Below are 15,368 nucleotides of genomic sequence, written 5' to 3' on the forward strand. Positions count from 1 at the left end.
AGAAACGATGCCGCGCATTGTGAATGATATTACGGCGCTGATTGGGGAAACGCCCGTCGTGGCGTTGAATCGGATGCAGGAACAAGGCTCCGCGGAAGTGCTGGTAAAGCTGGAACGCTTTAACCCGAGCGGGAGCGTCAAGGACCGGGCGGCCTATGCGCTGATCGCGTCAGGGGAAGCGCGAGGCTTGCTGAAGCCGGGCGCGACCATCATCGAGCCGACGAGCGGGAATACCGGCATCGGTCTGGCGATGAACGCTGCGGCCAAAGGCTACAAGCTGATTCTCGTTATGCCTGACAATATGACGAAAGAACGGATCGGGCTGCTGAAAGCCTATGGCGCGGAGGTCGAGCTGACACCCGCGGCGGAACGGATGCCGGGCGCAATCAAGCGTGCATTCGAGCTGCAGGCGGAGCGGCCGGGAAGCTACATTCCGAATCAATTCGAGAACGAAGCCAATCCAGAAATCCACCGCGTGACGACCGCGCCGGAAATCCTTCGTCAAACGGACGGCAGATTGGATGTGTTCGTCGCCTCGGCGGGAACAGGCGGCACGATAACGGGAACGGGAGAAACGTTGAAAGCCGCCATTCCCGGGCTCTATGTCGCCGTTGTGGAGCCGCTCGGCTCGCCCGTGCTGTCCGGCGGCAAACCCGGGCCGCATAAGCTTGTCGGCACGAGCCCGGGTTTCGTCCCGAGCATCTTGAATACGTCCGTGTATGATGAAATCGTGCAAGTGGCGGACGATGCGGCGGTAGATACGATGCGCAGGCTCGCCCGGGAAGAAGGGCTGCTGCTCGGACCTTCGTCCGGCGCGTCCGTCTGGGCCGCAATGGAACAGGCCCGCCGGATCGGACCGGGCGGGCGGGTGCTCTGCATAGCTCCTGACAGCGGTGAGCGTTATTTAAGTATGGGGTTATTTTAACCGGCGATTCGCATGTCTGTTCGAGGTATCGTGAGATTGAGATTTTTTGCTGCCCTTGTTGCTGTTGCCTATGTTACTGGTGCATCGGTGCTTCGGGGCTTCAATTAATCTTTCCAAACTTCTAATTCTTCCTCAATAATGGCTCTACGCTCCCGAATGTAGCTGCGGAACAGTTCCGGTTCCTCCTCGAAGGAGCGGAAGGGCCATTTTCGCGTGAAATCGTCCCGTATGGCAGGCCTGATCTGCTCGTACATGCTGTCGATGACGGGTTCGATCGCGTCGAGCGTAAATTTGCTGTTCAGCATATTCTTTAATATTTTGCGGTAAGCCTGCCTGCAGGACTTGTAGGACAACACTTTGACGGTCAGCGCGTTGTAACCCTTCACGTCGACCAAATCGCTGCCGCACAGCCTTCCGTAGCAGTTTCTTCCCCATGTGCCCTCGTAGTCCCAAGGAATAATCCGGTATTTTCCCGTCGACGTATGCTCGTAGAGCGCATAGTTCTGGTCAAATCCGTCATAATTACCCGTAAGCACGGCCCCGGCAAGCCATTTCAAATAGACGTTCAAGTCGAGCCGTTTGGCCATATAGGAACGCAGCGTCCCCCGCGGCAGGCGATTAATCCTGCTCACGAAACGAACAAGCCGTTTCTCCGTATAAACGTTCCCCTTCATTACCCTGTAGCCTTCCATCAGCGATTCCTTGCGTTCCTCGGTCTCCGGATCAATCAAGCTGAAATTGGCCTTGTCGTTGACCGCGTAGATTAGCGACTTGGAGCCGATGTTCCGTCTGCGGAAGAACGCCGAATCGACCGACTCGATTTCCAAATAAACCCCGTGCGGATAACCGTTCCACTCCAGCCACATATGCTTCGTGCGTGGCGCGGGCAGTCCCATCATCCTGAAGAAACGGAAGGATAGCGCATTGCGAATCATCGACGGATCGTCGAACTCCGCATTCCAATGAAGAATTCCGTTAGTGCCGTAATGGATCTCGTAGGACTTCTTGGGATAATTCCGTGTATGGCCTCCGCGAAACCGCAGTTTAGCATCCATTGCGACGCCGTCCATTTCAAGCTTGACGGGTGCGAATTCATTGCTCCACACATCGGCCTGAAGGCGACTCAGATCGGCCTCGTCAATCGTTATTTTGCGCGTAGCCAGCCCTTCCCCGGACATTCGACCATCTCCTTAGGCAAAAGATAAAGCCTATCGCATCCGATAGGCTTCAGCTTATTTACACTATGCGGGCGATCGTCTATCGGTCACTCCTTATTTGCCGTACCAGCCGCTGTTGTTGCCGCGGGTACCTTGCGAGCCTGGGGAACCGAAGGAACCACGGGAGCCTTGCGAGCCTTGAGAACCGCGGGAACCACGGGATCCTTGGGATCCTTGGGATCCTTTGGATCCTTGGGAACCACGGGATCCTTGGGAGCCATGGGAACCACGGGAGCCTTGCGAGCCATGGGAACCACGGGAGCCATGGGAACCACGGGAGCCTTGGGAACCGTGCGAGCCTTGGGAACCGTTGGATCCTTGGGAACCATGGGAGCCGTGGGAGCCATTAGAACCGTGAGAACCCTTGGAACCTTGCGATTTACTCATGTTTGCTTTCTTTTGATTAGCCATTTATACTTCAACTCCTTTTAGTAGATTCTATACAAGCTATGTTGCGAATCTATCAATCGCACCGGGTGATTGACTCAACTTATTAGAAATAGATGACAATCTAGTACCCTATCGATACCGGATACATATAAATACATTATAAATTGTCTCCCATGATAGATTTCACAGGGGCAAGCAATGGAGGGATGAATGCCGAAGCGAGTAGGATGAACCGTTATTTGAAAAGCGCGTCGCCGCCAAGGAATGGCGTCAGCCGTTCACCTTGGCAGCAGGTATCGGATCGTGTTTGCACCCTTTGGTCTTCATGGGGCAGGTTAGAATCTATTAATGCGGAGGGATTTCAGTATGAATCTTTGCTGGGGAAACATGGGAAACGAAGCAGTCAGCTACAAACCGTATGGCATGCTTGGCGATCAAGGCATGCAGCAAAACCACAACAAGAGCAATTGTAACAAAAGCAACAAAAGCAACAAAAGCAACAAAAGCCAAAAAGGCGGCAGCAACTTCTTGAACGAGCAAGTCGGCATGAACGTGCGCATCAACCGCGGCGGCCCCGAGTCGCTGGAAGGCAAACTGCTTGGCGTTCAAACCGGTTACCTCGTGCTCAAAGCATCAGGAGGACTCGTCTACGTGAACGCCAGCCATGTAAAAAGCGTTACCGACCTTCCGAAAGGCTCCGGCGGATCCCGCGGCTCTAACGGATCTCAAGGCACAGGCGGCACCCGTACTTTTATCATGGCGAACAGCTTCGTCGGCGTACTTCACCAGCTGACACGCAAGTTCGTTCAAATCAACTGGGGCGGCCCGGAGAAAATCGAAGGCTTCATCGCGCAAGTCGGAAGTGAAGCGCTGCTGCTTGTCGTCGGTCCTGAGCTGGTACAAATCCCGCTTTACCACATCAAAACGGTCAAAACAGCCGGCATCTATGCAAGCGGCGGCAGCCGTGGAGACAAATCTTCTTCCGGCGGCAGCAAAAACAGCTCTTCCGGCAGCAAAAACAGCTCTTCCGGCAGCAAAAACAACTCGTCCGGCGCAAACGGCAACGCCAACAACCGTAACACGAGCAGCAAAAACAGCAAAACCGGCAAAAAAAGCGGTAAAACCTCCAGCACGTTGCGGGGCAAAAAAGGCTGATTGCACGATCTGCGGCTTCCCGGCTTTGCAAGTAGTCTGAATCGGCGGCCCGGCCGGATCCTCATGGACCCGGCCCGGGATTCCCGCTGATCACGGACTCGCTGCCGGCGCTGCACCCTTCATTTTGCATCATATGGCCGTGCTTCGCTCCCTGTACTGGAGATTTTGGCGCCCGTGGACTCCCTGACATATCCTTTTGTTTGCGTTCGGTATCTATGCGATTGCGGATGCCTCCGGCGGGGCTGACGATTCCGTCAAACCCTCATAAACAACTTATATGTTATCGCGGCCAGGACGAAGTCGCTGACCGACCCGAATCTCCATTTCACACGTATGCAGCCGGCCAGTCTATAGCAGTCTTTAGAGCCCGGACGCAATTAACTGGATGAAAGGAGGTCGATTTCATGAAATATCGTCACCCTTTGTTAGACCGTTACGTCGAGCTTGATATTTCAGGGAAGACGATGCCGATTCAAGGCAAGCTCATCGATATGGGCCAAGACATACTCGTTATTCATAACGGTACGCAATTCCTGTACATTCCGCTCATTCATGTTCAGCAGCTGCGCATGGCCAAAGTCGACACGCAGGAAATCCAAGTACCGGAGCTGCCTTTCGAACCCCAGAACGATCCCATTTCCTACCGAAAAGTGCTCATGAACGCCAAAGGCATGTTCTCCGAAATTTATATTACCGGCAATCAATCGATACACGGCTATCTAACGAGCGTCATGAATGATTTTTTCGTTTTCTATTCGCCCGTGTACCATTCGGTGATCGTGTCGCTGCAGCATCTGAAATTTCTCATTCCCTACAATCCGAACGTGACGCCCTACACGCTGACGCCCGAGCAGTTTCCGTTGAAACCTTCTCCGATTACATTGGCCCGTACCTTCGACCAACAGCTTCGCAAGCTGATCGGCGAGTTCGTGATTCTGGACTTAGGCGAGAATCCGAACAAGATCGGCGTACTCAAAAGCATCGACCAAAACATTATCGAGCTGTCTACCGCCGGCGGAAACTCCGTTTATCTGCACTTCGACCACGTGAAGACGGTTCACCTGCCGTAACGATCGCAGCAACCGGTTCTTCCCCTCGGGGAAGAAGCGTTACATAGGAAATTAAGGGCGCGGACATACTATTCAAGGATTAAAATCCATGGAATTAGGAGGGATTGTCTTGATTCAACCGTTGACGGGCAAGGAATTGGAGTACCTTGTGGACTCCATCTCGAACGAGGATTTGTTAATTAAGCAAAACGCGGTCATGGCCGCATCCGCCAGCACTCCGGCACTCAAACAGATCGGCATGCACATGATTCAAACGCATCAACAGCATACGCAAATGCTGATTCATGCGATCGGCCAGCATCAACAGCTCGCGCCTACGCAGCCGCAATCGCACTAACGGAACCCTATTAAGCGACCGGGAGGATCTAACCACATGCAACAACAACAAGGACAAGCCCATTCCCATCCCATGCTGTCCGACGAGGATTTGGCGTATACCGTTCTGGCTGATCTGAAGCGGGTAGTGAGCGAGTATGCGACTGCCGCGACGGAAGCAAGCTGCCAGCAAGTGCGCCAGCTGTTCACGAACCTGCTTAACAGCACGCTGCAAATGCAGGGCCAGCTCTACAAAGTCATGGAACAAAACAATATGTACAGCACGGCATCCCCGGCGCTTCGCCAGGATATCGACAAATCGCTGCAGCAGAATCAGCAGACGGAGCATAAGACAGAGCAGTTTCTGCAGCAGATCGGCTTCGGTCAGTCCGCGTTCCGCAGCTCGCAGTATCAATATCAGCAGCAACAGCAAATGCAAGCGCAGCAGATGCAGCAGCATATGCAACAGCAGCACTTGCAGCAGCAAGGCGGCTCGCAGCACATGCAGGGCGGCAATCCGATGTATATGTAGTCTGACGATAGATGCGCAAAGACCCTTCGGGGTCTTTTTCCATATCGGGGGGTCCGTCCGACGGGCGAAAGCGGGCGAGCAGGAACGCATTCTTCTTTGCAGGAAGCTTGGATTCGTTGTAATATAGTTTTTATAGTTAAGATCAGGAGGGTTTGACGATGGATGGACGGAAAATGCAAATACTCGAACTGCTGAAGGAAGATGCAAGGCGCTCTGCGGAACTGATCGCGACGATGATCGATGTGCCGGTGGACGAAGTGAAGCAGGCGATTGCGGAAATGGAGCAGGATCATATCATCGTCAAATATGCGACCGTTGTCAATTGGAGCAAGGTTGAAGACGAGAAGGTTACCGCACTTATCGAAGTTCAAATTACGCCGGAACGCGGCCGCGGGTTCGAAGGCATCGCGGAACGGATCTACTTATATCCGGAAGTGAAATCGGTATACTTAATGTCCGGCGCGTACGATCTGCTTGTCGAGGTTCAGGGCAAGACGCTGAAGGACGTGGCATCCTTCGTATCCAATAAGCTGTCTCCGATCGATGCCGTGCTTTCCACCAAAACCTTTTTCATCTTAAAAAAATACAAGCAAGACGGCATTATATTCGAAGAGCATGAGGATGACCATCGTCTTCTCATCTCGCCGTAAGGGGGCGGGTTCCTTATGATTATCGATGAGAAACAACAGAGCAGGCCGATCAAGCGCGAATCGATGGCAGAGTATCTGGCGCCTCAGGTCAGAGCGATTAAACCGTCCGGTATCCGGCGGTTCTTTGATTTAGCGGCGGGCCGGAAGGACATCATCACGCTCGGCGTCGGCGAGCCCGATTTCGTTACCCCTTGGCATGTCCGCGAGGCTTGCGTGTATGCGCTCGAGATGGGCAAAACGCAATATACGTCCAATGCGGGCACGCCGGAGCTGCGCGAGGAAATCGCGTATTACCTGCACAGCCAGTTCAATGTCACCTATGACCCGGGCAAGGAAGTGCTGGTTACGGTAGGCGGCAGCGAAGCGATCGATTTGGCGCTTCGCGCGCTGATCGCTCCCGGAGACGAGATTCTCGTACCGGAGCCTTGCTATATCTCGTATTCCCCGATTACGGCGCTCAGCGGCGGCATTCCGGTCGGCGTCGAGACGTTCGCGAAGGATGAGTTCAAGCTGACCGCGGAATCGCTGCGCGCGGCCATAACGCCGCGTTCCAAGCTGCTTATTCTGTGCTATCCGAGCAATCCGACCGGCGGCATCATGACGTACGAGGATTGGCTGCCGATCGCCAAAGTGGTAGAAGAGAACGATCTGATCGTCATCTCCGATGAAATCTACGCCGAGCTGACGTATGGAACGAAGCATGTCAGCTTCGCGGCGATGCCCGGCATGAAAGACCGCACCATCTTGGTGAGCGGCTTCTCGAAGTCATTCGCCATGACGGGCTGGCGGCTTGGCTACGCTTGCGGACATCCGGAACTGATCGCAGCTATGCTGAAGATTCATCAATATACGGTTATGTGCGCCTCCAACATGGCACAAGTCGCGGCGCTTGAAGCGCTGCGCAACGGCATGGAAGAGAAGGACCGTATGGTGGAGTCGTATAACCAGCGCCGCAGGCTTGTCGTGAAGGGATTCCGCGACATCGGCCTGGAATGCCATGAGCCGCAGGGCGCGTTCTACGCGTTCCCTTCGATCGCTGGACTTGGCCTCACCTCGGAGGAGTTCGCGACAGGGCTGCTCAACGATCAGAAGGTAGCGGCGGTGCCGGGCGACGTATTCGGTCTCGGCGGCGAAGGCCATCTCCGCTGCTCTTATGCGACTTCCGTCAGCCAGCTGACCGAAGCGATCGAGCGAATGGGGCAGTACGTCAGGAAATTAAAGGGACAATAAAATAGAGATAGTCTTTATTGTCATTCTTTGTTATAATTTGGGTGATCTTTATAAAATCTTTAAGCCGCCGCTCTGCACAAGCGTCGTTGGATTGCGTTGATTGATGACAGGAGGGATGGCAATGACTTGTGCAAAAACGGGTCTTAAGCTTGTATCCTCATCTTCCATACGTCGATTAGAAGACGAAATTCATGCCTTGCGCATGAAAATGGAGCAATCCTACGTAGAAGAAGCGACATTCAGTTCGGAGAAAGTCATTGGCCTCAGCCGATTGCTGGATACGAAAATCAACGAATACATGCGGTTTAAGACAAACAGAGGCACAGCGCAGCTGAGCTGATCATAGGTGTGCAAGCAATCGAGAAGAGGTCCTTTACCCGGGACTTCTTTTCTTTCGTTAGGGCAGGATTGCCGGGACGGGAAGCTGGCTCTGCCGGTGCACCGCTGACCTGCTGCTAGCGGCCATGAGGCGGCGAGCCTGATCGGATCGTTTTGTGCTATAGTGGAATGTAGCGAATGGGCATTTCAGGCTGTATCGAGGGAGAGTAGAACATGAAAATATACACGCGTACAGGAGACGAGGGTCAAACCTCCGTTAAAGGCGGACGCGTCCGCAAGGACGACAGCCGCGTGGAAGCATACGGCACGATCGACGAGCTTAATAGCTTCGCCGCCCATGCGGCAGCAGTTGCGGCAGCGACCGGGCAGCTCGATGAGCTGGTCGAGGAGCTGATGGAGATTCAGCAGGAGCTGTTCGACTGCGGGTCGGACTTGGCATTCCGTGATCCGGCCGGACGTGAATTCAAGCTGACGGAGGAAGCGGCCGTCCGGCTGGAGGGCTGGATCGACGCGCATACGGAAGCTGCGCCGGAGATTACCCGTTTCATCTTGCCGGGAGGAAGCGAAGTATCGGCGCTGCTGCATGTTTGCCGTACCGTATGCCGCCGGGCGGAACGGCGCGCGGTGACCTTGAGCGCGGAAGTCGAGGTTCATGCGCCGGTGATGATGTATTTGAACCGGCTGTCGGATTATTTCTTCGCGGCTGCCCGCGCGGCGAATGCGAAGCTTGGCGTGGAGGATACGGCTTATATTCGGAGTGCGGACGTGTTCCGCAAGCGCGAATCATGAGCGAGACGATGTATTATCCGCCGCTCTCGGTGCGCGCGTCGGAAGAAGATGCCGGCAAAATGGTGCGCACCGTCCTGGAGCGGCGGCTCGGCGTTTCCCGCAAGCTGCTGTCGCGATTGAAGCTGACGGATCTCGGCATTACGGTCAACGGCGCGCGCGTGTACACGAATGACAGGGTGGCGGCTGGGGATTTGCTGGAGCTGCGGATGGAGCAGGAAGAATCCGACGATATTCTGCCGGAGCCGATGGCGCTGGATATCGTGTACGAGGATGCGGATTTGCTCGTCGTGAACAAGCCGCCGGGCATCATCGTCCATCCGACGCACGGTCATTATACGGGGACGCTGGCGAACGGGGTCGTCCATTATTGGAAGGAGCGCGGGGAGCGGGTGCGGTTCAGGCCGATCCACCGGCTGGACGAAGAAACGTCGGGACTCGTAGCGATCGCGAAGACGGCATATATTCATCAGCAGCTCTCGGAGCAGCTGCAAAGCGGCGAAGTGGATAAACGTTACCGGGCGTACGTGTACGGGGCACCTCCAACGGCCGCAGCGACGATCGACGAGCCGATCGACCGCGACAAGGAGAATCCGCATCTGCGCGTCGTAACGCCGGACGGTTATCCGTCCGTGACGCATTACGAAGTGGAAGCCGTCTATGGCGGCGGGGCGGCTGCGAAAGTGAATTTGAAGCTGGAAACGGGACGGACGCATCAAATCCGCGTCCATATGAAGCATGTCGGCTGCCCGCTCATCGGGGACAAGCTGTATGGATTTGCAGCCGCAGCCGAAGGGAATCCGCAAATTGTGGCCAAGCCCGCTGCCGCGGAATTGTTGGAGTCTTTCGTTGACCGGCAGGCGCTGCATGCGGCGATATTGTCGTTCACGCATCCGATCACGCGGGAGCGCATGACCTTCGAAGCATCGCTGCCGGTTGATTTGGGGCAGCTGGAAGCGGAGATGAAGAAGCTATAGACGTTGAAGCAGCATCGGCTGCAAGACGGATACGATACGAATGGAGACCACATCACGATGAAGAAACTAACGATCTATGAATATCCAAAGTGCGGTACCTGCCGCATGGCGATCAAATCGCTGAAGAGCAAAGGATACGAGCTGGAAGCGCATAATGTGTTCGAAGCGGCACCGCCTGCGGACGTGCTGGCGGATCTTGTGAAGAAGAGCGGCTTGGACGTGAAGAAGTTCTTCAATACGTCCGGCGAGGCGTACAAGGAAATGGGACTGAAGGACAAGCTTCCCGGCATGACGGACAGCGAGAAGATTGCGCTGCTCGCTTCCAACGGACGGCTCATTAAGCGTCCCGTCGTAACGGACGGCGCTACGGTAACGGTAGGATTCAAGGAAGAAGATTTCGACCGCATCTGGGGCTGACGATTACGAGGGGGACGAGCGTATGACTACGAAAACATGGCGGGCGGACCGGTTATCGCGGCTCGGCTCGTCGATCTTTGCCGAGGTTGCCGATTGGAAGCGAACGGCGGCTGGCCGCGGCCTTGACGTCATCGATTTAAGCATCGGCAGCCCCGATCTGCCGCCTGCCGCGGCGATTAGACAAGTGTTGGGCGAAGCGGCGCTGCGCGACGATGCGTACGGCTATCCCGGTTCGAAAGGCACGGCTGCCTTCCTTGCGAAAGCAGCGGAATGGCTGGCATTCCGGTTCGGCATCCGCGTCGATCCCGGGCAGGAGCTCGTCTCGCTGATGGGCTCGCAGGACGGTCTCGGTCATTTGGCTTTAGCCCTATGCAATCCCGACGATATTGCGCTGCTGCCCGATCCCGGCTATCCGGTTTACGCGGCGGGAATGGCGCTGGCCGGCATCGAGCCCTACCTGATGCCGCTTCGGGCCGAGAATAACTATTTGCCCGACTTCTCCGCCATTCCGGACGAGGTTTGGGCACGAACGAAATTCATGCTGCTCAATTATCCGAGCAATCCGGTTTCCGCGGTAGCGGATCTGGCTTTCTTCCGTCATGCGGTCGAAACCGCCCAAGCGCACGGCGTCCTCATTGTCCATGATTTAGCTTATTCGGAAATGGCATTCGACGGTTACCGGCCGCCGAGCATATTGGAAGTCGAAGGTGCGATCGAGACGGCCGTGGAATTCCATTCGTTGTCGAAGAGCTTCAATATGGCTGGCTGCCGCATCGGCTTCCTTGCCGGAAACCGCGAAGCGGTCGCGGCGATGCGCGAGCTGAAGGCCAATATCGATTACGGCGTATTTCTTCCCGTGCAGGAAGCGGGCATCGCTGCATTGGATCTGGATCTATCGGGTGCCGGAGATAAGGTTGGAGCCAGGTATGAGCGCCGCCGGGATGTGCTGATAGAAGCATTGTCGGAGCAGGGTTGGATGATCGAGCGCCCGAAAGCAACGATGTTTCTATGGGCGAAGCTGCCGCCTATGCAATGGCTGTTGTCAGAGCCTTGGGACTCGCGTCGAATTTCCCGGGAAATGCTCGAACGGGCAGGCGTTGCCGTCATCCCAGGCGATGCGTTCGGTGCGGAAGGCGAAGGGTACGTCAGAATCGCGCTCGTGGAGAATGAAGACCGTCTGCGGGAAGCGGCGCTGCGCATAGGCGCATTCATCCGTGGTGAGTGCTGAGTTCATGAACCGGACTAGAATGAAATCGAGGCTTCTATACAGCTCCTCGTTCTAGACGGCGTACGGGGCTGGAATAGAAAAGGGACATCGCTGCGGCTGATCCGCGGTCGATGTCCCTTTTTCTATACCTTCACTAGCATGTTGCGCATATTACCTGTTACATGTTACCTAACAGATCGCGTATGAGCTTCCGATTATGAGCGAGCCATTTCATTTCCTTCGCAAAGCGGGCAGGAGGTACGCTATGTTGATCCATGTTCGCATTGATCCACCATGTACTTTCCATATACCACAGCAGCTGCAAGGCATTCGTTAAGTATCCCTCGGCCGTACTGCGTTCCTCTTTGTACCCTTCCATGAACGCTGAAGCCAAGGAGACGTCCAATTGATCATCTAAGGCACAGGATATGACGGCGCGCGCGGCATCAAGCTGCGGATAATCATATCTTAACCGGTCAAAATCCAGAATGGCCGTTAATCCGAGAGGATCGAATAATAGATTGTCCACCCATAAATCACGATGCGCCCATCCGGATTGCAGGTAGTCGAGCCTGTCCATATCGAAATGTTCCGTCGCGCTTAGCTGCGTATCCAGCTCGGCAAGCAAATGTGCCTTCCCGGCAGCCTGGGCTGCTTCCGATTCGGACTTCCAATGAGCGATTCGTTCCTCGCGGGTCGGAGGGATAAAGTAAGGGCTCTTCTTCATGCCGATTGATCCGTCATTCAACATGCGATGCATTTTCCCGGTCGCCAAGCCTAAATCGTACATTTGAAGGGCATTGGCTTTACCGGCCGGAATGATGCTGCCCTGGCAAAATTCCATCGCCATGAACAGTTCCCCCTGATCGGATCGAAGCAAGATACGATCATCGTGCGATAACAATTTAGGGCATGCTAATCCTTGATCATGCAATCTTACCTGTTGATCGAAAGCAAACAGCAGCTCCTCGGAATTATAGATGCGATATCTTTGTTTGTTGTATTGTTTCAGTACATATGCGCCTGCCGGAGTCGTGACTTTCCATTTTAAGTTTAGCCAGCCTCGTCGAATGGGAGCAGCGTCGATGATGTTCAAGCCGAAGCATCGATGAAAGGTTTGTGCCAGGTCGTTCAAAATCATCTCTTCGTTCACGACTGTCTCCATTTGAACAGCTCCTATGCGAGGCATGGATCGGTTAACCGGCCGCCGATCTAGCCAATCAGCTTCAACAGCGACGACAACCGGTACTGATCGAACACCTGCTGCGCCGTATCCATCGGAACGGCCCATTGACAGGCGTCCAGTTCGCAGTGGATCGGCACTTCGATATTGATGCGGGCCAGCGTACGGGATAAGTGCAGCATGTCGAGATCGGATTCGATTTTTGCTTTGATGCTCTTGGACAGCGCGTCCAGGTTGCTCAGAATACCGTCGATCGATTCGTATTCCTGCAGCAGCTTCAGCGCCGTCTTCTCGCCGATGCCTTTGACGCCGGGATAGTTGTCGCTCGTATCGCCGGTCAGTCCTTTCATCTCGATGATCTGGAACGGATGCACGCCTTTGTCTTCCCGAAGGAACGCGATGTCGTACACCGCGTAATTCCCGCGTCCCTTCTTCATGATCACGACATGAATCTGTTCGGACACCAGCTGCAGCATATCCTGGTCGCCCGTCAGCACGTAGACATGGCCAAGTCCGCTCAACTTCTGCGACAGCGTTCCGATGCAATCGTCCGCCTCGTAGCCTTCCAGTCCGACGTTCGGAATGCCGAGTGCGGCAACGATGTCTTTCACCAGCGAGAATTGCGGGATAAGATCATTCGGCGCTTCGGGCCGGTTTGCCTTGTAATTCGCGTACATGTCCGTGCGGAACGTCTTGCTTCCCATATCCCAGCAGCACAATACATGCGTCGGCTCGAATCGGTTCACGGCATCGAATAAGTATTGCATGAAGCCATAAATGGCGTTCGTCGGCGTGCCGTCCGCCATTCTGCGAGCATCGTACGACTGCGCGAAAAAAGCTCGGAAGAGCAGGGCCATGCCGTCGACGATCAGTATTTTGTTCTCGTTCATTGCCGTATCCATCCTGTTCTATCAATAAGATACGTCTATCATAGAATAGGAAGGACAAGAATCGCAACGATATTGGTAGAATGGATGCATTTACATAGGCCGGCCGCAAGCGTCTACATCGGATCGTCAAGCAGCCGGCCTGCGATTTTCTCGAAGAACAGCGCCGAATCCGGCCGGTTCATCCGTGCTTCCCAGGATGCGGCCCATTGGGACAGACTGACGATCAGCTCTTCGAAGTAGGAACGATAGTCAAGGAACCATTGATCGTAGATGCCGGTCATTATGGATGCATCGCCGAGCCGCTGCAGGAAGTCTCTGGCAGCCGCGCATTTGGCCTCTTCGCCCTTGATAAACAGAATGCGCTTGATCTCCTCGTCATAGCATTGCAGGTCGCAATCGATCACGGCCTTCAGCCGGATATACTTGCGGTCGGTCATCAGAATCGATTCACCCTCCGGCAGCTCCAGCAGCTTCTTCAAATGCCCCACATAGACGCGCAAGTTATTGAGCGCGGCAGAACGGTTCAGTCCCGGAAACAAGGCGTCGCACAGTTCCTCCCGCGTGCACACTGGATGCATCGCCAAGTAGGCTAGGATGTTTTTGGCATAACGCTTGTCCCATCCGTCCACGATCTCAATCCCGTTCAAGCGAACATGGAACGCGTGAAACAACGAGAGGGACAAGGAAGGCTCACGGCGTTCGACAGGCTTCGGAGGCGTCGTGATCGGAGCCGCCGCATGCATGACAGAATAAATGAGCGAAGGAATATGGCTGGACATGGTCCTGGAAGCGAGCGGCGGTTCTTCATCCGAGGCTTGCAACAGGAAATCCCGGATCCATTGGGCCGTCAATTGCGGCTGGTCAATGAACAGGGCGTTCGCCGCCTGCGGCACGATCAGAAACGATCCGCGAGTGAAATAACCTGCCGTGATCGACTGCAGCTGAGGCAAATACAGCTTATCCCGTTCACCGGCAAGCAGCAGCGTCGGAGTGGAAATTTGATGCCGCTCGTGGATCGGCCGCGCGAGCATCTGCAATTTGAATAACCGGATATAGTGCTGCGGTTCCAATTGATCGTACGCCTGATAGAGAGCTTCAAGCGTTACGTGACCCTCGGGAAGCAAGGTCAGGAACGGTATGAATTCGCGGCGGGCGACGGCAGGGACGCCTTCTTGCTCGATATGGCGCAAAAAGTTGTGCACGATCTGTTCTCCTTCTACCATGGGATAGAAGACGGCGAGCGATAGCAAGACGAGTTTCTTGACCCGGTCCGGATGCCGATTCGCGTAAGCGACCGCAAGCGATCCTCCGAAGCTGTGTCCAACGATATGGAGCTCCTCGATCGCCAATTTCTCGAGCACGGCATGCAGTTCGTCACAAAGCAGCTCCCAGGACATCTCCCCCGCATGGCCGGGCAGCAGATCCATGAAGAGCAGATGAAAGCGTTCATTCAAGCGAACCGCCATTTCACCCCAGAATGAACTGTTGAAGCCGTTCCCGTGAAGGAGCATGATCGTCTCGGCCACCGGGTGTTGAGAGGGCTGGAACCGATAATTGAAAATCGAATGTGAGTGAGCGAATGACAATGGGAAGCCTCCAGTCAGGGTCGTTTCGACTAGACGAGAATGAGATAATAGCGATCTATGAAGAACCGCAGGATGTAACGGTTATGTAACGATTAATTCATTATAATTTTAACATACATGAACACAAATTCACCTCATAATCCAGTAACTGGTATTTAAATGCGGTTGATGAATAACGAGCCTTATTGTTTACCGTGTTGATCGAAGATTCATCAAGGCAGGAGGCAGCTATGGAAACCTTGAAAGCAATGGGATCGGTCAATGAAAATGAAGATCAAGAGCAGAAGCAAGACCTAAACCAAGTACATGCGGATGAGGCGTTCAATGAACTGTTGTTCACTATTGCCGAGAAAATCGCGGAGGCGCTGGAGCTGTTAAAGGAAGAAGGCGTCCCCCTGAACAACTGCGATCCATCGCGCCGCCCGTAGACATGTACCGTTCTTTCCAGTCGCAGCCTGCGGCTGGATTTTTTATTTTGCGCGCCATTCAATCGCGCTGA

The 15,368-nt window shown here is 54.6% G+C and carries 17 protein-coding genes; 13 read left to right on the forward strand and 4 right to left on the reverse strand.

Annotated elements, in window-relative coordinates; all coding sequences use genetic code 11:
- Positions 1-7 precede the first annotated feature (7 nt).
- The gene (cysK, locus tag GZH47_RS22835) at positions 8-925 is read left to right on the forward strand and encodes a cysteine synthase A (RefSeq protein WP_162643335.1); all 918 of its coding nucleotides are present in this window, start codon (positions 8-10) and stop codon (positions 923-925) included.
- 104 nt (positions 926-1,029) lie between these two features.
- Here the strand turns inward: cysK and GZH47_RS22840 are convergent, their stop codons facing one another.
- A complete protein-coding gene (locus tag GZH47_RS22840) occupies positions 1,030-2,103 on the reverse strand; it encodes a CotH kinase family protein (protein ID WP_162643336.1) in 1,074 nt (357 codons plus the stop codon).
- A 795-nt stretch (positions 2,104-2,898) separates the two neighbouring features.
- Here GZH47_RS22840 and GZH47_RS22850 point away from each other — a divergent pair.
- From GZH47_RS22850 to GZH47_RS22900, 11 genes are all read left to right on the forward strand, one after another.
- Positions 2,899-3,687: a hypothetical protein gene (locus tag GZH47_RS22850; RefSeq protein WP_225446169.1), complete on the forward strand. Its 789-nt coding sequence runs from the start codon at positions 2,899-2,901 to the stop codon at positions 3,685-3,687.
- A gap of 404 nt (positions 3,688-4,091) precedes the next feature.
- Positions 4,092-4,757: a DUF2642 domain-containing protein gene (locus tag GZH47_RS22855; protein ID WP_162643339.1), complete on the forward strand. Its 666-nt coding sequence runs from the start codon at positions 4,092-4,094 to the stop codon at positions 4,755-4,757.
- A gap of 109 nt (positions 4,758-4,866) precedes the next feature.
- Complete coding sequence (locus tag GZH47_RS22860; RefSeq protein WP_404823708.1) at positions 4,867-5,094, forward strand: hypothetical protein; 228 nt, start codon at positions 4,867-4,869, stop codon at positions 5,092-5,094.
- 36 nt (positions 5,095-5,130) lie between these two features.
- On the forward strand, positions 5,131-5,604 hold the full coding sequence (locus GZH47_RS22865) for a spore coat protein (RefSeq protein ID WP_162643341.1): 474 nt from the start codon (positions 5,131-5,133) through the stop codon (positions 5,602-5,604).
- 158 nt (positions 5,605-5,762) lie between these two features.
- On the forward strand, positions 5,763-6,254 hold the full coding sequence (locus GZH47_RS22870) for an Lrp/AsnC family transcriptional regulator (protein ID WP_162643342.1): 492 nt from the start codon (positions 5,763-5,765) through the stop codon (positions 6,252-6,254).
- A 15-nt stretch (positions 6,255-6,269) separates the two neighbouring features.
- On the forward strand, positions 6,270-7,484 hold the full coding sequence (locus GZH47_RS22875) for an aminotransferase class I/II-fold pyridoxal phosphate-dependent enzyme (protein ID WP_162643343.1): 1,215 nt from the start codon (positions 6,270-6,272) through the stop codon (positions 7,482-7,484).
- 121 nt (positions 7,485-7,605) lie between these two features.
- Positions 7,606-7,824 carry an aspartyl-phosphate phosphatase Spo0E family protein gene (locus GZH47_RS22880; protein ID WP_225446170.1) on the forward strand — a complete coding sequence of 73 codons (219 nt, stop codon included), beginning with the start codon at positions 7,606-7,608 and terminating at the stop codon, positions 7,822-7,824.
- 212 nt (positions 7,825-8,036) lie between these two features.
- Positions 8,037-8,612, forward strand: a complete 576-nt coding sequence (locus tag GZH47_RS22885; RefSeq protein ID WP_162643344.1) for a cob(I)yrinic acid a,c-diamide adenosyltransferase — start codon at positions 8,037-8,039, stop codon at positions 8,610-8,612.
- Positions 8,609-9,586, forward strand: a complete 978-nt coding sequence (locus GZH47_RS22890; RefSeq protein WP_162643345.1) for an RluA family pseudouridine synthase — start codon at positions 8,609-8,611, stop codon at positions 9,584-9,586. Before GZH47_RS22885 ends, GZH47_RS22890 begins: the two co-directional genes overlap by 4 nt.
- 57 nt (positions 9,587-9,643) lie before the next feature.
- Complete coding sequence (locus GZH47_RS22895) at positions 9,644-10,003, forward strand: Spx/MgsR family RNA polymerase-binding regulatory protein (protein WP_162645383.1); 360 nt, start codon at positions 9,644-9,646, stop codon at positions 10,001-10,003.
- A 22-nt stretch (positions 10,004-10,025) separates the two neighbouring features.
- On the forward strand, positions 10,026-11,231 hold the full coding sequence (locus GZH47_RS22900; RefSeq protein ID WP_162643346.1) for an aminotransferase class I/II-fold pyridoxal phosphate-dependent enzyme: 1,206 nt from the start codon (positions 10,026-10,028) through the stop codon (positions 11,229-11,231).
- Positions 11,232-11,388: 157 nt separating this feature from the next.
- Here GZH47_RS22900 and GZH47_RS22905 read toward each other — a convergent pair whose 3' ends face one another.
- The 3 genes from GZH47_RS22905 to GZH47_RS22915 all read right to left on the reverse strand — a co-directional run bounded on the left by GZH47_RS22905 (position 11,389) and on the right by GZH47_RS22915 (position 14,869).
- The gene (locus tag GZH47_RS22905) at positions 11,389-12,375 is read right to left on the reverse strand and encodes a phosphotransferase (protein WP_162643347.1); all 987 of its coding nucleotides are present in this window, start codon (positions 12,373-12,375) and stop codon (positions 11,389-11,391) included.
- 47 nt (positions 12,376-12,422) lie between these two features.
- Positions 12,423-13,283 carry a 5'-3' exonuclease gene (locus GZH47_RS22910; RefSeq protein ID WP_162643348.1) on the reverse strand — a complete coding sequence of 287 codons (861 nt, stop codon included), beginning with the start codon at positions 13,281-13,283 and terminating at the stop codon, positions 12,423-12,425.
- Positions 13,284-13,396: 113 nt separating this feature from the next.
- Positions 13,397-14,869 (reverse strand): alpha/beta fold hydrolase, encoded by a 1,473-nt coding sequence (locus tag GZH47_RS22915; RefSeq protein ID WP_162643349.1) that lies wholly within the window; start codon positions 14,867-14,869, stop codon positions 13,397-13,399.
- Between the two features lie 230 nt (positions 14,870-15,099).
- Here GZH47_RS22915 and GZH47_RS22920 point away from each other — a divergent pair, with 230 nt between their 5' ends.
- A complete protein-coding gene (locus GZH47_RS22920) occupies positions 15,100-15,297 on the forward strand; it encodes a hypothetical protein (protein WP_162643351.1) in 198 nt (65 codons plus the stop codon).
- Positions 15,298-15,368 lie beyond the last annotated feature (71 nt).

Origin of the sequence: Paenibacillus rhizovicinus (assembly GCF_010365285.1) — a bacterium.
Taxonomy (GTDB): Bacteria; Bacillota; Bacilli; order Paenibacillales; family Paenibacillaceae; genus Paenibacillus_Z; species Paenibacillus_Z rhizovicinus.

What these genes read in the sequence shown, in the direction of transcription:
- GZH47_RS22870 (WP_162643342.1), top strand. Translation starts at nt 5,763, where the DNA reads ATGGATGGACGGAAAATGCAAATACTCGAACTGCTGAAGGAAGATGCA.
- GZH47_RS22865 (WP_162643341.1), top strand. Translation starts at nt 5,131, where the DNA reads ATGCAACAACAACAAGGACAAGCCCATTCCCATCCCATGCTGTCCGAC.
- GZH47_RS22880 (WP_225446170.1), top strand. Translation starts at nt 7,606, where the DNA reads ATGACTTGTGCAAAAACGGGTCTTAAGCTTGTATCCTCATCTTCCATA.
- GZH47_RS22900 (WP_162643346.1), top strand. Translation starts at nt 10,026, where the DNA reads ATGACTACGAAAACATGGCGGGCGGACCGGTTATCGCGGCTCGGCTCG.
- GZH47_RS22895 (WP_162645383.1), top strand. Translation starts at nt 9,644, where the DNA reads ATGAAGAAACTAACGATCTATGAATATCCAAAGTGCGGTACCTGCCGC.
- GZH47_RS22855 (WP_162643339.1), top strand. Translation starts at nt 4,092, where the DNA reads ATGAAATATCGTCACCCTTTGTTAGACCGTTACGTCGAGCTTGATATT.
- GZH47_RS22885 (WP_162643344.1), top strand. Translation starts at nt 8,037, where the DNA reads ATGAAAATATACACGCGTACAGGAGACGAGGGTCAAACCTCCGTTAAA.
- GZH47_RS22910 (WP_162643348.1), bottom strand. Translation starts at nt 13,283, where the DNA reads ATGAACGAGAACAAAATACTGATCGTCGACGGCATGGCCCTGCTCTTC.
- GZH47_RS22905 (WP_162643347.1), bottom strand. Translation starts at nt 12,375, where the DNA reads ATGGAGACAGTCGTGAACGAAGAGATGATTTTGAACGACCTGGCACAA.
- cysK (WP_162643335.1), top strand. Translation starts at nt 8, where the DNA reads ATGCCGCGCATTGTGAATGATATTACGGCGCTGATTGGGGAAACGCCC.
- GZH47_RS22850 (WP_225446169.1), top strand. Translation starts at nt 2,899, where the DNA reads ATGAATCTTTGCTGGGGAAACATGGGAAACGAAGCAGTCAGCTACAAA.
- GZH47_RS22875 (WP_162643343.1), top strand. Translation starts at nt 6,270, where the DNA reads ATGATTATCGATGAGAAACAACAGAGCAGGCCGATCAAGCGCGAATCG.
- GZH47_RS22890 (WP_162643345.1), top strand. Translation starts at nt 8,609, where the DNA reads ATGAGCGAGACGATGTATTATCCGCCGCTCTCGGTGCGCGCGTCGGAA.
- GZH47_RS22920 (WP_162643351.1), top strand. Translation starts at nt 15,100, where the DNA reads ATGGAAACCTTGAAAGCAATGGGATCGGTCAATGAAAATGAAGATCAA.
- GZH47_RS22840 (WP_162643336.1), bottom strand. Translation starts at nt 2,103, where the DNA reads ATGTCCGGGGAAGGGCTGGCTACGCGCAAAATAACGATTGACGAGGCC.